Source organism: Microvirga sp. CF3062, from assembly GCF_036314045.1.
GTDB lineage: Bacteria > Pseudomonadota > Alphaproteobacteria > Rhizobiales > Beijerinckiaceae > Microvirga.
In genome coordinates, this window is the sequence record NZ_JAYGGN010000003.1 from 198072 (window position 1) to 212679 (window position 14608).

The window sequence follows — 14608 nt, forward strand, 5'->3', positions numbered from 1 at the left end:
GTCTGCTCGACGGGGGCCTTGGACCGATTCCGACCACCGGCACGCAGCCTGGGCCTCTCGTCGACATAGCGTGCGAGGCCATGCCACGAGACCGTGTCTGCTCCCACACTGCGACGCCTCGCGAGCGCGCCCCTCGATAGGAGCAGATCTAGAGAAACGATATAGCCGAGGTTAGGAGGATTGTCAAGAACAAATAGTGAACATTTCATATGCTTCACCGCGTCATGGCCGGCCTTGTGCCGGCCATCCCCATGCTTTGAGGCGCGGCGCTTTTCCAATCGAGATCACCGGCACAAGGCTGGTGATGACGTGGAGGATGAGGTTATCGGATCCCCCCTCGCCGGGATGACACCCACGGCATCGAAGCATGCACGGAGCAGCGATGGCGGGATCACCGGCGGGCTCTGCTCCTGTGGTGCAACGATCATGGGGCGAGATCACGATATGGCCTACGCAGCGATTGAAGTCATGGGGCGAGAGCCTAAATGACTGATATCCCTTGCAACCCCGAAGCTCTGCATACTCACCAGGACAACCTTGAACGCTTTCAGCATGCCCGAGCCTGGTGGTCCCGCAGCGGTCAAGGTTGGGTCCGGTTCCCGTGAATGGAACGACCGGACCTCCCCAGCAGGCGCGTTCGATGCACGATAATCTCCCCTCCGGTTCAAATTTTCTGAGCGGGGGAGGTGAGATGGGTGCGCTCATGCGCGCCCATGACTGGTCGTCCTCGCCTCTCGGCCCGCCGGAACGCTGGCCGCAGAGCCTCCGGGCCGTTGCGAGCCTGATGCTCACGTCGAAGTTCCCCATGTTCGTCGCCTGGGGGCCGGAGCTGGCGTTCCTGTACAACGACGGCTACCGGCCGATCTTCGGCGCAAAGCACCCGCATGCCCTCGGATTGCCGTTCCAGGAGGTCTGGTCGGACATCTGGCACGACATCGAACCGCTCGTGACCAAGGCGCTGGCCGGGGAATCCACCTACCACGAAGACCTGCATCTCGTGATGGAGCGCAACGGCTACCCGGAGGATACCTGGTACACCTTCTCCTACTCACCCGTCCGCGACGAGACCGGTGAAATCGCCGGCATGTTCTGCGCCTGCACGGAGACCACGCACGAGGTCAAACTGCGCGCGGCCCTGAAAGCGGAGCAGGACCGTCTTCGCGAACTCTTCAAGCAGGCCCCGGGTTTCATGGCCATGCTGCGCGGACGCGAACACGTGTTCGAGCTGGTGAACGATGCTTACCTTCAGCTGGTGGGTCACCGCCGCGACATTCTTGGCAAGCCCGCACGCGAAGCCTTGCCCGAGATCGCGGGCCAGGGATTTTTTGAGCTGCTCGACGAGGTCTACGCGAGCGGAAAGCCATTCGTCGGGCGGAACCTTCGCGTCGGACTTCAACGGCAGCCGGGGAGTCCCGTCGAGGAACGCTTCGTAGACCTTGTGTACCAGCCCGTCACCGACCGGGACGGGCAGGTCAGCGGCATCTTCGCCGAAGGCTACGACGTCACCGAGCGCGTGCAAGCCGAGGAGAGCGTGCGCGAGAGCGAGGCGCGCTTCCGCAATCTCGCCGACAACGCTCCCGTCATGGTGTGGGTGACGGAGGCGGACGGCAGCTGCACCTATCTGTCCCGCTCCTGGTACGAGTTTACGGGCCAGACGCCGGAAACCGGGCTGGGCTTTGGCTGGCTCGACGCCGTCCATCCGGACGACAGCGGCTGGTCGGGCGAAGTGTTTCGCACGTCCAATGCCGAGAAGGGGCCATTCCGTGTGGAATACCGATTGCGCCGGGCCGATGGCACCTATCGCTGGGCCATCGATGCCGCCGCTCCGCGCTTCAGCGAGGACGGCACCTTCCTCGGCTATGTCGGCTCGGTGCTCGACATCACCGACCGCAAGCAGGTGGAGGAGCATCGCGAGCTTCTCATCAACGAGCTGAACCACCGGGTGAAGAACACGCTCACCATCGTCCAGTCGATGGCCTCGCAAAGCCTGAAGCAGATGAGCGAGGAGAACCGTCCCAAGGTGCAGGCCTTCGAGGATCGCCTGTTCGCCCTGGCGCGGGCCCATGACGTTCTCACCCGTGAAAATTGGGAGGGGGCGGAGCTTCGCGAGATCATCAACGAGGTGGTCGAGCCCTATCTCCGGCAGAAGACGAAGCATTTCGAGATCGAGGGACCGCGCCTTCGCCTGATCCCGAGAACGGCTCTCGCCATTGCCATGGCGATCCACGAACTGGCGACAAATGCGGTCAAATACGGAGCGCTCTCGGTCCCGTCCGGATGCGTCTTCATCACTTGGATGGTCATATCAGATCACGTTCCGCATCTGGAACTGCGCTGGCAGGAGCGGGACGGCCCGCCGGTTTCACCGCCGACCCGGAGGGGGTTTGGTACACGCCTGATCGAGCGCAGCCTCGCAACCGACGTAGGCGGCAACGTCCGGCTGACCTACGAACCCACCGGGGTCGTGTGCGTGATGAATATTCCGCTGAGCGATGAAGGCGACGCGCCGAACCGTGAGCCGTTATAGTAGTTGCTGAGTGAGAGTGGATTGTGTCAGCTAATCTGTTAGATTCCGACACTCTTTGCGTACTTCATGACTACACCAGTAGTATTATCTGAAGCATAGAGTCCCGCACTGATTCTCTCTAATACTGATTGCTGAATATCTGCTCTGACAATGTAATAATTCTGCGCAACCATATTAGAAACATGAGGCGCGAACACAGTGTTCGCCATGCGATACAACATATAGCTTGGATGGCGAATGAACTCGTGATCGCCAACATTCAAGACGCATGCTGGATCGTAAGGTTTGTCTTTTTTGATGGAAGTGACCATCACTGTAAGACACATCTTATCCTGATCAGGATCATTTAGGACTGCAAATAGATGCAGCACATTATTGTAAGGGATGAGAAGTCCAGCTGACCGATAGGGAACGAAAGTCAATGCTGCCCCGCAAGCTCCAGGACGAGGCTTCTTTCGGCCTGAATTTCTTCAGCCAATTCAATTGGGTCCTCTTTACCAAGACGTTTATAGACTGTTGCAAAGTCAATAGGGATTGAGGAGCCGTGAGGATTGCGCCACTCTGGACAGAACTTGTGGGTCCACTCTGCTAGATCATATTTATCAATGTCTTTGAAGGTTTCCCAAGTTTCTTCAAGGATTTTTAGATCTGAGCGACTCAGTTCATCAAGATCATCGAGTGTTATAGGGTGTGCAAGGGGGATCTCATAATCCCGCCTCTCACCAATGAACTCGCCCCAGATTTCCTGCCGATTAGCAGCCTCGCCGTTCATGTACCTGAGGGTGTAAGTATTCACAGGGCCAAATGGCATAGAAACGAAGTTGTCGCCTGTGATGGGATGGAGGCGCCGATCCATACTCAAACGATCAGCTAAATAGACAAGCTTCGTTGCCCGGAGAACATTGATCTCTCCGCCAGCCTTATCAGCAAAGAAAGCTGTTACCTGAGCAGCCTTCCGGGTTGGGAACCACTCAGGTATTTGAACGATAAAGCGCACCATATCGAATTCAAACTAGCACAAATAAGGAACGCTGTTAAGTGCCTGAGGGTTCATCGAATGTCTGAGCCTTATCTTGGAGCGTCTCCCCATAGGAGAGGGGAGATGTGAAGTAGGTTACAGCCCCAGCTTCTTCTTCCGCTGAGCCAAGGTCCGCAGCCGCAATGCGTTGAGCTTGATGAAGCCCGCGGCGTCGCGGTGGTCGTAGGCGACGGCGCCTTCCTCGAAGGTGACGAGGTCCTGGTCGTAGAGGGTGTAGGGGCTCTGGCGGCCGATGAGGTGGACGCCGCCCTTGTAGAGCTTCAGCGTCACTTCGCCGGTGACGAATTCCTGGGACTTGTCGATCATAACTTGAAGCATCTCGCGCTCAGGCGCGAACCAGAAGCCGTTATAGATGAGCTCGGCGTATTTCGGCATAAGCTCGTCCTTCAGATGCGCCGCGCCGCGATCCAACGTGATCGACTCGATGCCGCGATGGGCGAGATGCAGGATCGTGCCGCCTGGGGTCTCGTACATGCCGCGGCTCTTCATGCCGACGAAGCGGTTCTCGACGAGATCGAGGCGGCCGATGCCATTGATCTTGCCGAGTTCGTTGAGCTTCGCCAGGAGATCGGCCGGACCCATCTTCCTGCCGTCGATGGCGACCGGGTCACCTTTCAGGAACTCGATCTTGATCACGGTCGGCTTGTCGGGCGCGGATTCAGGGCCGTCGGTGCGCGAATAGACGTAGTCCGGCACTTCCATGGCCGGATCCTCCAGCACCTTGCCCTCGGAGGAGGCGTGCAGGAGGTTGGCGTCGACGGAGAAGGGCGCTTCGCCGCGCTTGTCCTTGGCGATCGGGATCTGGTGGGCTTCAGCAAACGCGATGAGCTGCTCGCGGGAGCGCAGGTCCCATTCGCGCCAGGGGGCGATCACGGTGACGTCGGGCTTCAAGGCATAGTAGCCGAGCTCGAAGCGCACCTGGTCGTTGCCCTTGCCGGTAGCCCCGTGGGAAACGGCGTCCGCCCCCACCCTCTCGGCGATCTCGATCTGCTTCTTGGCGATCAGCGGCCGGGCGATGGAGGTGCCGAGCAGGTAGAGGCCCTCGTACTGGGCATTGGCCCGGAACATCGGGAACACGTAATCGCGCACGAACTCGTCGCGAAGGTCCTCGATGAAGATGTTTTCCGGCTTGATGCCGAGCAGTTCGGCCTTCTTGCGGGCTGGCTCCAGCTCCTCGCCCTGGCCGAGATCGGCGGTGAACGTCACCACCTCGCAGCCATAGGTGGTCTGCAGCCACTTGAGGATGATGGAGGTGTCGAGGCCGCCCGAATAGGCGAGCACGACCTTGTTCACGCGCTTATCGGCCATGGCAAAGGTTCCAGAGAGAAAGGGTGCTGGCGGCTTAGCCGGGAAGGCTTTTGAGTGCAACGGGCAATTCTCGAGCCGCCATGCCCGCGCTGCAATCCTGCCCGGAAAGCCAAAGGCTGCCGTAACCTAGCGGAATGGACTAGGCCTTCATGCGGAGCGGATGGCCGGTTCGGGAGTTGGCCTAGCTCCTCTAGGTTTTCTGGTCGCGAGGGACGCCCATGCACCGTCGGCCGGTTCTCGAATTCTGGTACGAATTCGCCTCGACCTATTCCTATCTCGCCGCCATGCGCATCGAAGCGGCGGCGGAAGCTGCGGGCGTGGAACTCGTCTGGCGGCCGTTCCTACTCGGGCCGATCTTCAAGGCGCAAGGCTGGGACAACTCGCCCTTCAGCCTCTATCCGGCCAAGGGCCGCTACATGTGGCGCGACATGGAGCGGGAGACGGCGCGCCTCGGGCTGCCCTTCTACCGGCCCCAAACCTTCCCGCAGAACGGGCTCCTGGCCGCGCGGGTCGCGCTTCTCGGCTCCGACCGGGGCTGGACCCCGGCCTTCACCCGGGCCGTTTATACGGCGCAGTTTGCGCAAGGGCGCGATATCGCCGACCCGCAGGTCGTCACCGACATCCTGACCGCCCTGAACCTGGACGCCGAGGCCGTCCTGGTAGAGGCGGGGGCTGAGACCAACAAGATGCGCCTGCGCCGGATGGGCGAGGAGGTGCAGTCGCGGGGCCTCTTCGGCGCGCCCACCTTCTTCGCCGAGGACGGCGAGATGTTCTGGGGTAACGACCGGCTCGATCAGGCGCTGGAATGGGCCGTGGCCCAGGCCCGGCGCGGGGAATGGCCGGGCTGAAGGCCGCCACAGGCTCGAAAGCCTGAAACTCTTGTGATCCGGGGGCAATTGGGTTAAGAGATCCCCCATCCGACAGGACAGTGACGGTTTCAATTGTCAGGGTGCGTGTTCCGCGCCCTCGCGGTGCTCCGAAAATATCCTGTCGGACAAGCGTTTCCATCCGTCGATGATACGCCGGCCTGCTCGATAGAGCAGCATGCCCGGGACATGGCCCTGAAGGGGCGTCTCAGGCAGCGGCGGCTGGAAACGGCCCGTTAACACGAGCCGCCGGCGTTGCCCCTTGAACGAGGGCCATTCAGGAGAACCTATGTCTGCAGCTTTGCAACAGCCGAGCCGTGAAGATTTCGCGGCCCTGCTCGAAGAATCCTTCCGCACGAACGAGATCAGCGAAGGCTCGGTCGTGAAGGGCAAGGTGGTCGCGATCGAGAAAGACGTCGCGGTCATCGATATCGGCGCCAAGACCGAAGGTCGCGTCGCCCTGAAAGAATTTGCCGGCCCGAACCGCGACCAGACCGTGGTCGTCGGCGACGAGGTCGAGGTCTATGTCGAGCGCATCGAGAATGCCCTGGGCGAGGCCGTCATCTCCCGTGACAAGGCCCGCCGCGAAGAGTCGTGGGTGAAGCTCGAGAAGGCCTTCGAGGCCCAGGAGCGCGTCAACGGCACCATCTTCAACCAGGTGAAGGGCGGCTACACCGTCGACCTCGACGGCGCAGTGGCGTTCCTGCCGCGCTCCCAGGTCGACATCCGCCCCGTGCGCGACGTCACCCCGCTCATGGGCGTGTCCCAGCCGTTCCAGATCCTCAAGATGGATCGCCGCCGCGGCAACATCGTCGTGTCGCGCCGCACGGTCCTCGAAGAGAGCCGCGCTGAGCAGCGTTCCGAGCTCGTGGCGAACCTCGAAGAGGGTCAGGTCATCGACGGCGTGGTCAAGAACATCACCGAGTACGGTGCGTTCGTTGATCTCGGCGGCATCGACGGCCTGCTACACGTCACCGACATGGCATGGCGCCGCGTCAACCATCCGTCCGAGGTCGTAACCATCGGCCAGACGGTGAAGGTGAAGATCATCAAGATCAACCACGAGACGCACCGCATCTCGCTGGGCATCAAGCAGCTGCTCGCTGATCCGTGGGAGGGCATCGCCGCCCGCTACCCGGTTCAGGCGAAGCTGAAGGGCCGCGTCACGAACATCACCGATTACGGTGCGTTCGTTGAGCTCGAGCCCGGCATCGAAGGCCTGATCCACGTCTCCGAGATGTCCTGGACGAAGAAGAACGTCCACCCGGGCAAGATCATCTCCACCTCGCAGGAGGTTGAGGTCGTGATCCTCGAGGTCGATCAGGTGAAGCGCCGCATCTCGCTGGGCCTGAAGCAGACGCTCCAGAACCCGTGGGAGGCCTTCGCCGAGAAGCACCCTGTCGGCACCGAGGTCGAGGGCGAGGTCAAGAACAAGACCGAGTTCGGCTTGTTCATCGGTCTCGAGAACGACGTCGACGGCATGGTCCACCTCTCGGATCTCGACTGGAACCGTCCGGGCGAGCAGGTCATCGACGACTTCAAGAAGGGCGACGTCGTGCGCGCTCAGGTTCTCGACGTGGACGTCGAGAAGGAGCGCATCTCCCTCGGCATCAAGCAGCTTGCGGGCGACCCCTTCGCCGAAGCCGGCGAGATCAAGAAGGGCCAGATCGTCACCTGCGAGGTTCTCGAGGTGAAGGATGGCGGCCTGGAAGTGAAGATCGTCGACACCGACCTCTCCACCTTCATCAAGCGTAACGAGCTCGCTCGTGACCGCGCCGACCAGCGCCCCGAGCGCTTCGCCGCCGGCGAGAAGCTCGATGCCCGCGTCACGCAGTTCGACCGCAAGGCCCGCCGCGTCACCGTCTCCATCAAGGCCCTCGAGGTCGCTGAGGAGAAGGAAGCCATGGCTCAGTACGGCTCGGCCGACTCGGGTGCGTCGCTCGGCGACATCCTCGGCGCCGCCCTCAAGGCCAAGGACAAGAAGTAATCGAGTTCGCAAGAGCTTGATGGATCCCCGGGCCCTCGGCCCGGGGATTTTCATTTGAAGGAACCCGCGCGAGAGATCGCGCGGGTTTTTTGTTGGCCCCCTGTCTTGCCGCCCTATCTGGCTTCGCAATAGGGTGCTCCCCCTCGCACCCAGTGCGAACCCAGTCCGGGACGATTTCGAGAGACGAACCGATGTCCATCGATGCCGAAGCCATTGCCGACCGCCGCCGCCTGCGCCGCAAGCTCTCCTTCTGGCGGGTGGCGGGATTCTCAGGGCTGATCGCCGCCGTTGCGGCCATCGGCTATGCCGCCGCCGACCGGGCCGGCTATGGGGGAATCCAGAACCAGATCGCCCGCATCTCCATCGACGGGGTGATCACCGGCAACCAGCGCCTTGCGGACCTGATGCGGCGGGTGGGCGAATCGAGCACGGTCTCCGGAGTGGTGATCTCCATCAACAGCCCCGGCGGCACCACGACGGGATCAGAAGAGCTCTTCCGCAATATCAGAAGGCTCTCCGAGAAGAAGCCGGTCGTCACCTTCGTGGACGGAACGGCCGCCTCCGGCGGCTATATCACGGCGATGGCCACCGACTACATCGTGGCCCGCGAGACCTCCATCGTGGGCTCCATCGGCGTGCTGTTCCAGTATCCCGATCTCACGGGTCTCATGGGCCAGATCGGCGTGAAGGTGGAGGCGGTCAAATCCGCACCGCTGAAAGCCGAGCCGAACCCGTTCACCCCGACCTCCCCGGAGGCGCGGGCTGCCATGCAGGCGGTGGTCAACGACACCTATGACTGGTTCAAGAATCTGGTGCGCGAGCGCCGCCGCCTGAACGAGGGTGAACTCTCCACCGCGTCCACCGGTCAGATCTTCAGCGGCCGTCAGGCCGTGCCCCTCAAGCTCGTCGACAAGATCGGCAGCGAGCGTGACGCGGTGGCCTGGCTCGAGCAGGAGAAGGGCGTGGCCAAGGATCTGCCGATTCGCGATTGGGAGCCGAGTTCGGATCGGGACATCTCGATCTTCGCCATGAGCGCGACTGCGGCCGATCTCTTCGGCTTCGAGCGGGTGGCTGAGGCCATGCGCCGGATATCCGCGCAGGCGGAGATCGCGCGGCTTGACGGCCTCCTGGCTGTCTGGCAACCTTTGGAAAAATAAAGCAACGTCAAAGATATAGCTCATCCATGATAAAATCCGAACTCGTGCTCAAGATCGCTGAGCAGAACCCGCATCTCTACCAGCGCGACGTGGAGAAGATCGTGAATGCGATCCTCGACACCATCGGGGATGCACTGGCCCGGGGCGACCGGGTCGAGCTGCGCGGTTTTGGCGCCTTCTCGGTCAAGAAGCGCGATGCCCGCACGGGCCGCAACCCGCGCACGGGCGAATCCGTTTCCATTTCCGAAAAGGTCGTCCCGGTCTTCAAGACGGGCAAGGAAATGCGCCAGCGTCTCAATGCCCCGGCTCCGAAGGTCATGAAGGCGGCGGCTGCCCAATAAACCTCGAGAGGTGTTCGTGATTCGCTTTCTGAAGGCGCTCATTCTCCTGCCGGTCGCCATCCTGATCGTCCTGCTCGCCGTGGCGAACCGGGCTCCGGTGACCCTGTCCCTCGACCCGTTCTCGCAAGAAGCGCCGGAATTCGCGTTCCAGCTGCCGCTGTTCGCCGTCATCTTCGCGGCCGTGATGCTGGGCGTCCTGATCGGCGGCATGGCGAGCTGGCTCGCGCAAGGAAAATACCGCAAGTCGCGCCGCCGGCTCAGGCGCGAGACGCGTCAGCTGCGCTACGAGACCGAGCGCCTGAAGGCGCAGACGCCCTCGAACACGAACCTGCCGGCCACCATTCCCGCCCAGGCCCGAAGCATCTAAGACCATTCCATGCGCGTTATAACCTCTGCCGAGATCGATCGGGTTCTCACCTTTCCAGCCCTGATCGATGCCCTGGCCGAGGCCTTTCGCGGCGACATGGTGGCGCCGGTCCGGCATCACCACGAGATCGAGCGTCCGGGCGCCCACGGCACGCTCCTGCTCATGCCGTCCTGGACCGGACCCGCGATGCAGGGCGGCTTCCTCGGCGTGAAGATCGTCACGGTCTTTCCGGAGAATGGCACTAAGAGTGTGCCCAGCGTCATGGGCTCCTACCTGCTGATGGATGGTGCCACGGGCGAGCCGATCTCTGTTCTCGACGGTGCGCGTCTCACCGTCTGGCGCACCGCGGCTGCCTCGGCACTGGCGGCCCGCACTCTCGCCCGTGAGGATGCAAGCCGCATGGTGATGGTCGGGGCGGGCGCGCTAGCCCCTTTCCTCATCCGCGCCCATATGAGCCAGCGGCCGATCCGCGAGGTGGCGCTCTGGAACCACCGGCCCGAGAAGGCCGAGACCCTCGCGGCGGAACTCCGGGCCGAGGGCCTGCCCGTCACTGCCGTGACCGACCTGGAGGCTGCCGTGCGTGGGGCCGACCTCGTCTCCTGCGCGACGCTCTCAACCGCGCCCGTCGTCAAGGGTGCCTGGCTCAAGGAGGGCGCGCATCTCGACCTCGTAGGCGCCTTCAATCTCAAGATGCGCGAGGCCGATGACGAGGCCCTGCGCCGGGCTCAGGTGTATATCGACACCCTGGCGGCCAAGTCCGAGGGCGGCGACGTTGCGGTGGCCCTGCACCGGGGCGCCATCATGGACGATCACATTCGCGGCACCCTGACGGATTTGTGCCGCAGCGCCCCTCATCGCGGGCCTGCCGTGATCACCGCCTTCAAGTCCGTGGGCGCGGCGCTGGAGGATCTGGCTGCGGCGATGCTGGTGTGGCGCTCGCTGGCAAAAGCGGTGTAAAAGCCCCTCATGGACAACCTGGTGAAAATCTGCGGGCTCTCCACGCCCGAGACCGTCGATGTCGCCCTGCACGCAGGCGCGGACATGGTCGGCTTCGTGCGGATCTCCAAGAGCCCGCGTCACGTCAGTCTCGATCTCGGCCACAAGCTCTCCCTGCAGGCAAGGGGCCGAACCCAACGGGTGGTGCTTCTGCTCGATCCCATCGATGAGGACATCGCCCAGGCTGTCGAGGCCATCGACCCCGACCTGATCCAGCTGCATGGAAGCGAGACACCTGAGCGCGTGGCCGAGATCCGCTCCATGGTCAAGCGGCCGGTCATGAAGGCGCTCGGCATCGCGGAGCCTTCCGATCTGCAGGCTCTCACCTCTTACGCCGGCGCCGACCACATCCTGCTCGATGCCAAGCCGCCCCGCACAGCGGACGCGCTTCCCGGCGGCAACGGGGTTCCCTTCGACTGGCGGCTGCTGAACGGGCTTGACCCCAAGGTTTCCTTCATGCTGTCAGGAGGGCTCAACCCCGACAACGTGGCGGAGGCGATCCGGCTCACGAAGGCGCAGGCCGTCGACGTGTCGTCTGGGGTGGAAGTCGGACCGGGTCTCAAGGATCCGGCCAAAATCGAGGCCTTCATCAGGGCCGCCCGGACAGCATTCGCTGCTGCCCGTCACTAGACACTAGAACAGGACGGTGCGTTCTTTCCGGGCGCGCTTCTCATCTTCAAGGCAGGACAGGCCGTGTCAGCTCAAGCCCAACCCAATTCCTTCCGCACCGGTCCCGACGAGCGCGGACATTTCGGCCAGTTCGGCGGCCGCTTCGTCGCCGAGACCCTGATGCCGAACATCCTCGAGCTGGAAAAGGCCTACGAGGATGCGAGGAACGATCCGGCCTTCCATGCCGACATGGCGTATTTCTCCACGCATTATATCGGCCGTCCGAGCCCGCTCTATTTCGCCGAGCGCATGACCGAGCATCTTGGTGGAGCAAAAATCTACTTCAAGCGCGAAGAGCTGAACCATACCGGCGCCCACAAGGTGAACAACGTGCTGGGCCAGATCCTTCTCGCCCGCCGCATGGGCAAGAAACGCATCATCGCCGAGACCGGCGCCGGCCAGCACGGGGTTGCCACCGCGACTCTCTGCGCGCGCTTCGGCCTGGAATGCATCGTCTATATGGGCGCGGTCGACGTGGAGCGGCAGAAGCCCAACGTGTTCCGCATGAACATGCTCGGCGCCAAGGTGGTGCCGGTGCAGTCGGGCACTCGCACCTTGAAGGACGCCATGAACGAGGCGTTGCGCGACTGGGTCACCAATGTCGAGAACACCTTCTACTGCATCGGCACGGTGGCGGGTCCGCACCCGTATCCGGCCATGGTGCGCGACTTCCAGTGCGTGATCGGCACCGAGACCCGCGAGCAGATGATGCAGGCGGAAGGCCGCCTGCCGGATTCGCTCGTCGCCTGCATCGGCGGCGGCTCCAACGCCATCGGGCTGTTCCATCCGTTCCTCGACGACAAGGACGTGGAGATCTACGGCGTCGAGGCGGCGGGCCACGGCCTGTCGAACCTCCATGCCGCCTCGCTCTCCGGCGGCCGTCCGGGTGTGCTGCACGGCAACCGCACCTATCTGCTCATGAACCAGGACGGCCAGATCGCGGACGCCCATTCCATCTCGGCCGGCCTCGACTATCCGGGCATCGGCCCGGAGCATGCCTGGCTGCACGAGGTGGGCCGGGTGCAGTACATCTCCGCCACCGATGACGAGGCATTGGAAGCCTTCCAGCTCTGCTCGCGTTTGGAGGGCATCCTGCCGGCGCTGGAGCCCGCCCATGCGCTCGCCAAGGTGGCCGAGCTCGCGCCGCAGAAGCCCAAGGATCACCTGATGGTGGTCAACATCTCAGGTCGCGGCGACAAGGACCTGTTCCAGATCGCCGAGCATCTGCAGGAAAAAATCGTCTGAGACCCTTCCGTCATGCCCGCACTTGTTGCGGGCATCCACGTCTTTGCAGCGGTTGAAGACGTGGATGGCCGGGACAAGCCCGGCCATGACGCAGGACGTTTCCCTTCGGAGGCTGGGCGTTGAACAGGTTTCATCCCGGCTCCCTCTCATGCTAAAGACGCAGCCCATGACCCAACGCATCGAAGCCCGTTTCCAGAAGTGCCGCCAGGAAGGCCGCGCCGCTCTCGTCACCTATGTGATGGCGGGCGATCCGGATCCCGAGACCTCGCTCGAAATCCTCAAGAACCTGCCGAAGGCCGGAGCCGACATCGTCGAGTTCGGACTGCCCTTCACCGATCCCATGGCCGATGGCCCGGCGATCCAGGCAGCCGGCCTGCGGGCGCTGAAAGTAGGCCAGGACACGGTCAAGACCCTCGACCTCATCCGCCGTTTCCGGGCCGAGGACCGGGACACGCCCGTGATCCTCATGGGCTATTTCAACCCGATCTACGTCTATGGCGTCGACCGTTTCCTGGTGGATGCCAAGGAGGCCGGCGTCGATGGGCTGATCGTGGTCGACCTGCCGCCGGAGGAGGACGACGAGCTGTGCCTGCCGGCGCTCAAGGCAGGTCTCGCCTTCATTCGGCTGGCCACCCCGACCACGGACGACAAGCGCCTGCCGGCGGTTCTCCAGAATACGGCGGGCTTCGTCTACTACGTGTCGATCACCGGCATCACCGGCGCGGCGACGCCCGATTTCGGCAAGGTCGCTACGGCCGTCGAGCGGATCAAGCGCCACACCCCTCTGCCGGTGGTGGTGGGCTTCGGCGTCAAGAGCGGGGCGCACGCGGCGGCGGTGGCCCAAGGCGCCGACGGTGTCGTGGTGGGCTCGGCTCTGATCGATGCGCTGAGAGGCACCCTCGATTCTGAGGATCGCGCAACGGCAGGATCCGTCGAGGCGGTCACGAAGCTGGTGAAGGAATTGAGCGAAGGCGTGCGCTCGGTGGCAAAACGCGCGGCGGCCTAATACATACAGCAAGGGCCCTCATCCTGAGGAGCAGCGCAGCTGCATCTCGAAGGAGGGTCCAGAGAGCACAGGAGACACCCTGATGCCCGGACAAGTCCGGGACCTTGAGACGGCCGACGGCCTCCTCAGGATGAGGGCTTCCGAGATGCTGACAGGAAGGTAAAGCGATGAACTGGATTTCCGAAGTGGTCCGTCCGAAGATCAAGACGCTCTTCAACAAGCGCGAGACGCCGGACAATCTCTGGATCAAGTGCCCGGAAACCGGGCAGGTGGTCTTCCACAAGGATGTGGAGGCGAACCAGTGGGTGATCCCCGGCTCCAACCACCACATGCGCATCTCCGCCACCCAGCGCCTGCAGCTCATGTTCGACGGCGCCACCTGGCTCGACGTGGCGCTGCCCGAAGTGGCCGTCGATCCCCTGAAGTTCCGCGATGAGAAGAAGTATATAGACCGTCTGAAAGACGCTCGCGCCAAGACCGGCCAGCAGGACGCGTTCAAGGTCGGCTTCGGCCGGGTCGAGGACCTGCCGATGACCCTCGCGGTGCAGGATTTCGGCTTCATGGGCGGCTCGCTCGGCATGGCGGCCGGCGAGGCCTTCATCAAGGGCGCCGAGACGGCCCTCGACAAGAAGACTCCTTTCGTGCTCTTCGCCGGCTCCGGTGGCGCGCGCATGCAGGAGGGCATTCTCTCCCTCATGCAGATGCCCCGCACCACGGTGGCGATCCGCCGCCTGCGCGAGGCCAAGCTGCCCTACATCGTCGTGCTCACGAACCCGACTACGGGCGGCGTGACGGCATCCTATGCGATGCTCGGCGACGTGCATCTCGCCGAGCCCGGCGCGCTCATCGGCTTTGCCGGCCCGCGCGTGATCGAGCAGACCATCCGCGAGAAGCTGCCCGACGGCTTCCAGCGCGCGGAATACCTGAAGGAGCACGGCATGGTGGATGCGGTCGTGCACCGTCACGACCTGAAATCGACCGTTGCGCGCCTGTCGCGTCTCTTCACCAAGGCACCGGTGGCTTCGCCGGGCACGACCGCCGTTGCGGTTGCGGCCGAGTAACTTTTTATTGTCGCATGATCTTGTTGAAAAACCGGGTCT

The 14608-nt window shown here is 63.0% G+C and carries 13 protein-coding genes; 11 read left to right on the plus strand and 2 right to left on the minus strand.

The genetic code is table 11. The annotated features are described in order from the left end of the window. Positions 1 to 691 precede the first annotated feature (691 nt). Positions 692 to 2527, plus strand: coding sequence for a PAS domain-containing sensor histidine kinase (locus VB618_RS07155; protein ID WP_329795902.1), 1836 nt, complete (start codon positions 692 to 694; stop codon positions 2525 to 2527). 418 nt (positions 2528 to 2945) lie between these two features. On the opposite strand, the gene VB618_RS07160 is transcribed toward VB618_RS07155, so the two are convergent. Both VB618_RS07160 and VB618_RS07165 read right to left on the minus strand, forming a co-directional pair. Next, positions 2946 to 3527, minus strand: a complete 582-nt coding sequence (locus tag VB618_RS07160) for a Panacea domain-containing protein (RefSeq protein ID WP_329795903.1) — start codon at positions 3525 to 3527, stop codon at positions 2946 to 2948. 114 nt (positions 3528 to 3641) lie between these two features. After that, complete coding sequence (locus VB618_RS07165) at positions 3642 to 4874, minus strand: argininosuccinate synthase (RefSeq protein WP_329795905.1); 1233 nt, start codon at positions 4872 to 4874, stop codon at positions 3642 to 3644. 218 nt (positions 4875 to 5092) lie between these two features. Between VB618_RS07165 and VB618_RS07170 the strand changes: the two genes are divergently transcribed. The 10 genes from VB618_RS07170 (at position 5093) to accD (ending at position 14569) form a co-directional block, all read left to right on the plus strand. Beyond that, positions 5093 to 5722 carry a 2-hydroxychromene-2-carboxylate isomerase gene (locus VB618_RS07170; RefSeq protein ID WP_329795906.1) on the plus strand — a complete coding sequence of 210 codons (630 nt, stop codon included), beginning with the start codon at positions 5093 to 5095 and terminating at the stop codon, positions 5720 to 5722. Between the two features lie 307 nt (positions 5723 to 6029). Continuing rightward, on the plus strand, positions 6030 to 7727 hold the full coding sequence (rpsA, locus tag VB618_RS07175) for a 30S ribosomal protein S1 (protein ID WP_329795907.1): 1698 nt from the start codon (positions 6030 to 6032) through the stop codon (positions 7725 to 7727). 191 nt (positions 7728 to 7918) lie between these two features. Further along, the gene (sppA, locus tag VB618_RS07180; RefSeq protein ID WP_329795908.1) at positions 7919 to 8884 is read left to right on the plus strand and encodes a signal peptide peptidase SppA; all 966 of its coding nucleotides are present in this window, start codon (positions 7919 to 7921) and stop codon (positions 8882 to 8884) included. A gap of 26 nt (positions 8885 to 8910) precedes the next feature. Beyond that, on the plus strand, positions 8911 to 9225 hold the full coding sequence (gene ihfB / locus VB618_RS07185; RefSeq protein ID WP_196263780.1) for an integration host factor subunit beta: 315 nt from the start codon (positions 8911 to 8913) through the stop codon (positions 9223 to 9225). 16 nt (positions 9226 to 9241) lie between these two features. Further along, positions 9242 to 9592, plus strand: a complete 351-nt coding sequence (locus VB618_RS07190) for a lipopolysaccharide assembly protein LapA domain-containing protein (RefSeq protein WP_329795909.1) — start codon at positions 9242 to 9244, stop codon at positions 9590 to 9592. Positions 9593 to 9601: 9 nt separating this feature from the next. Then, a complete protein-coding gene (locus VB618_RS07195; RefSeq protein WP_329795910.1) occupies positions 9602 to 10549 on the plus strand; it encodes an ornithine cyclodeaminase family protein in 948 nt (315 codons plus the stop codon). A gap of 9 nt (positions 10550 to 10558) precedes the next feature. Further along, on the plus strand, positions 10559 to 11218 hold the full coding sequence (locus VB618_RS07200; protein ID WP_329795911.1) for a phosphoribosylanthranilate isomerase: 660 nt from the start codon (positions 10559 to 10561) through the stop codon (positions 11216 to 11218). A gap of 63 nt (positions 11219 to 11281) precedes the next feature. Further along, complete coding sequence (gene trpB, locus VB618_RS07205) at positions 11282 to 12502, plus strand: tryptophan synthase subunit beta (RefSeq protein ID WP_329795912.1); 1221 nt, start codon at positions 11282 to 11284, stop codon at positions 12500 to 12502. A 166-nt stretch (positions 12503 to 12668) separates the two neighbouring features. After that, the gene (trpA, locus tag VB618_RS07210; RefSeq protein WP_329795913.1) at positions 12669 to 13508 is read left to right on the plus strand and encodes a tryptophan synthase subunit alpha; all 840 of its coding nucleotides are present in this window, start codon (positions 12669 to 12671) and stop codon (positions 13506 to 13508) included. Between the two features lie 167 nt (positions 13509 to 13675). Continuing rightward, positions 13676 to 14569 carry an acetyl-CoA carboxylase, carboxyltransferase subunit beta gene (accD, locus tag VB618_RS07215; protein WP_329795914.1) on the plus strand — a complete coding sequence of 298 codons (894 nt, stop codon included), beginning with the start codon at positions 13676 to 13678 and terminating at the stop codon, positions 14567 to 14569. Positions 14570 to 14608 lie beyond the last annotated feature (39 nt).

What these genes read in the sequence shown, in the direction of transcription:
- VB618_RS07200 (WP_329795911.1), top strand. Translation starts at nt 10,559, where the DNA reads ATGGACAACCTGGTGAAAATCTGCGGGCTCTCCACGCCCGAGACCGTC.
- VB618_RS07195 (WP_329795910.1), top strand. Translation starts at nt 9,602, where the DNA reads ATGCGCGTTATAACCTCTGCCGAGATCGATCGGGTTCTCACCTTTCCA.
- ihfB (WP_196263780.1), top strand. Translation starts at nt 8,911, where the DNA reads ATGATAAAATCCGAACTCGTGCTCAAGATCGCTGAGCAGAACCCGCAT.
- rpsA (WP_329795907.1), top strand. Translation starts at nt 6,030, where the DNA reads ATGTCTGCAGCTTTGCAACAGCCGAGCCGTGAAGATTTCGCGGCCCTG.
- VB618_RS07160 (WP_329795903.1), bottom strand. Translation starts at nt 3,527, where the DNA reads ATGGTGCGCTTTATCGTTCAAATACCTGAGTGGTTCCCAACCCGGAAG.
- VB618_RS07165 (WP_329795905.1), bottom strand. Translation starts at nt 4,874, where the DNA reads ATGGCCGATAAGCGCGTGAACAAGGTCGTGCTCGCCTATTCGGGCGGC.
- sppA (WP_329795908.1), top strand. Translation starts at nt 7,919, where the DNA reads ATGTCCATCGATGCCGAAGCCATTGCCGACCGCCGCCGCCTGCGCCGC.
- accD (WP_329795914.1), top strand. Translation starts at nt 13,676, where the DNA reads ATGAACTGGATTTCCGAAGTGGTCCGTCCGAAGATCAAGACGCTCTTC.
- trpA (WP_329795913.1), top strand. Translation starts at nt 12,669, where the DNA reads ATGACCCAACGCATCGAAGCCCGTTTCCAGAAGTGCCGCCAGGAAGGC.
- VB618_RS07170 (WP_329795906.1), top strand. Translation starts at nt 5,093, where the DNA reads ATGCACCGTCGGCCGGTTCTCGAATTCTGGTACGAATTCGCCTCGACC.
- VB618_RS07155 (WP_329795902.1), top strand. Translation starts at nt 692, where the DNA reads ATGGGTGCGCTCATGCGCGCCCATGACTGGTCGTCCTCGCCTCTCGGC.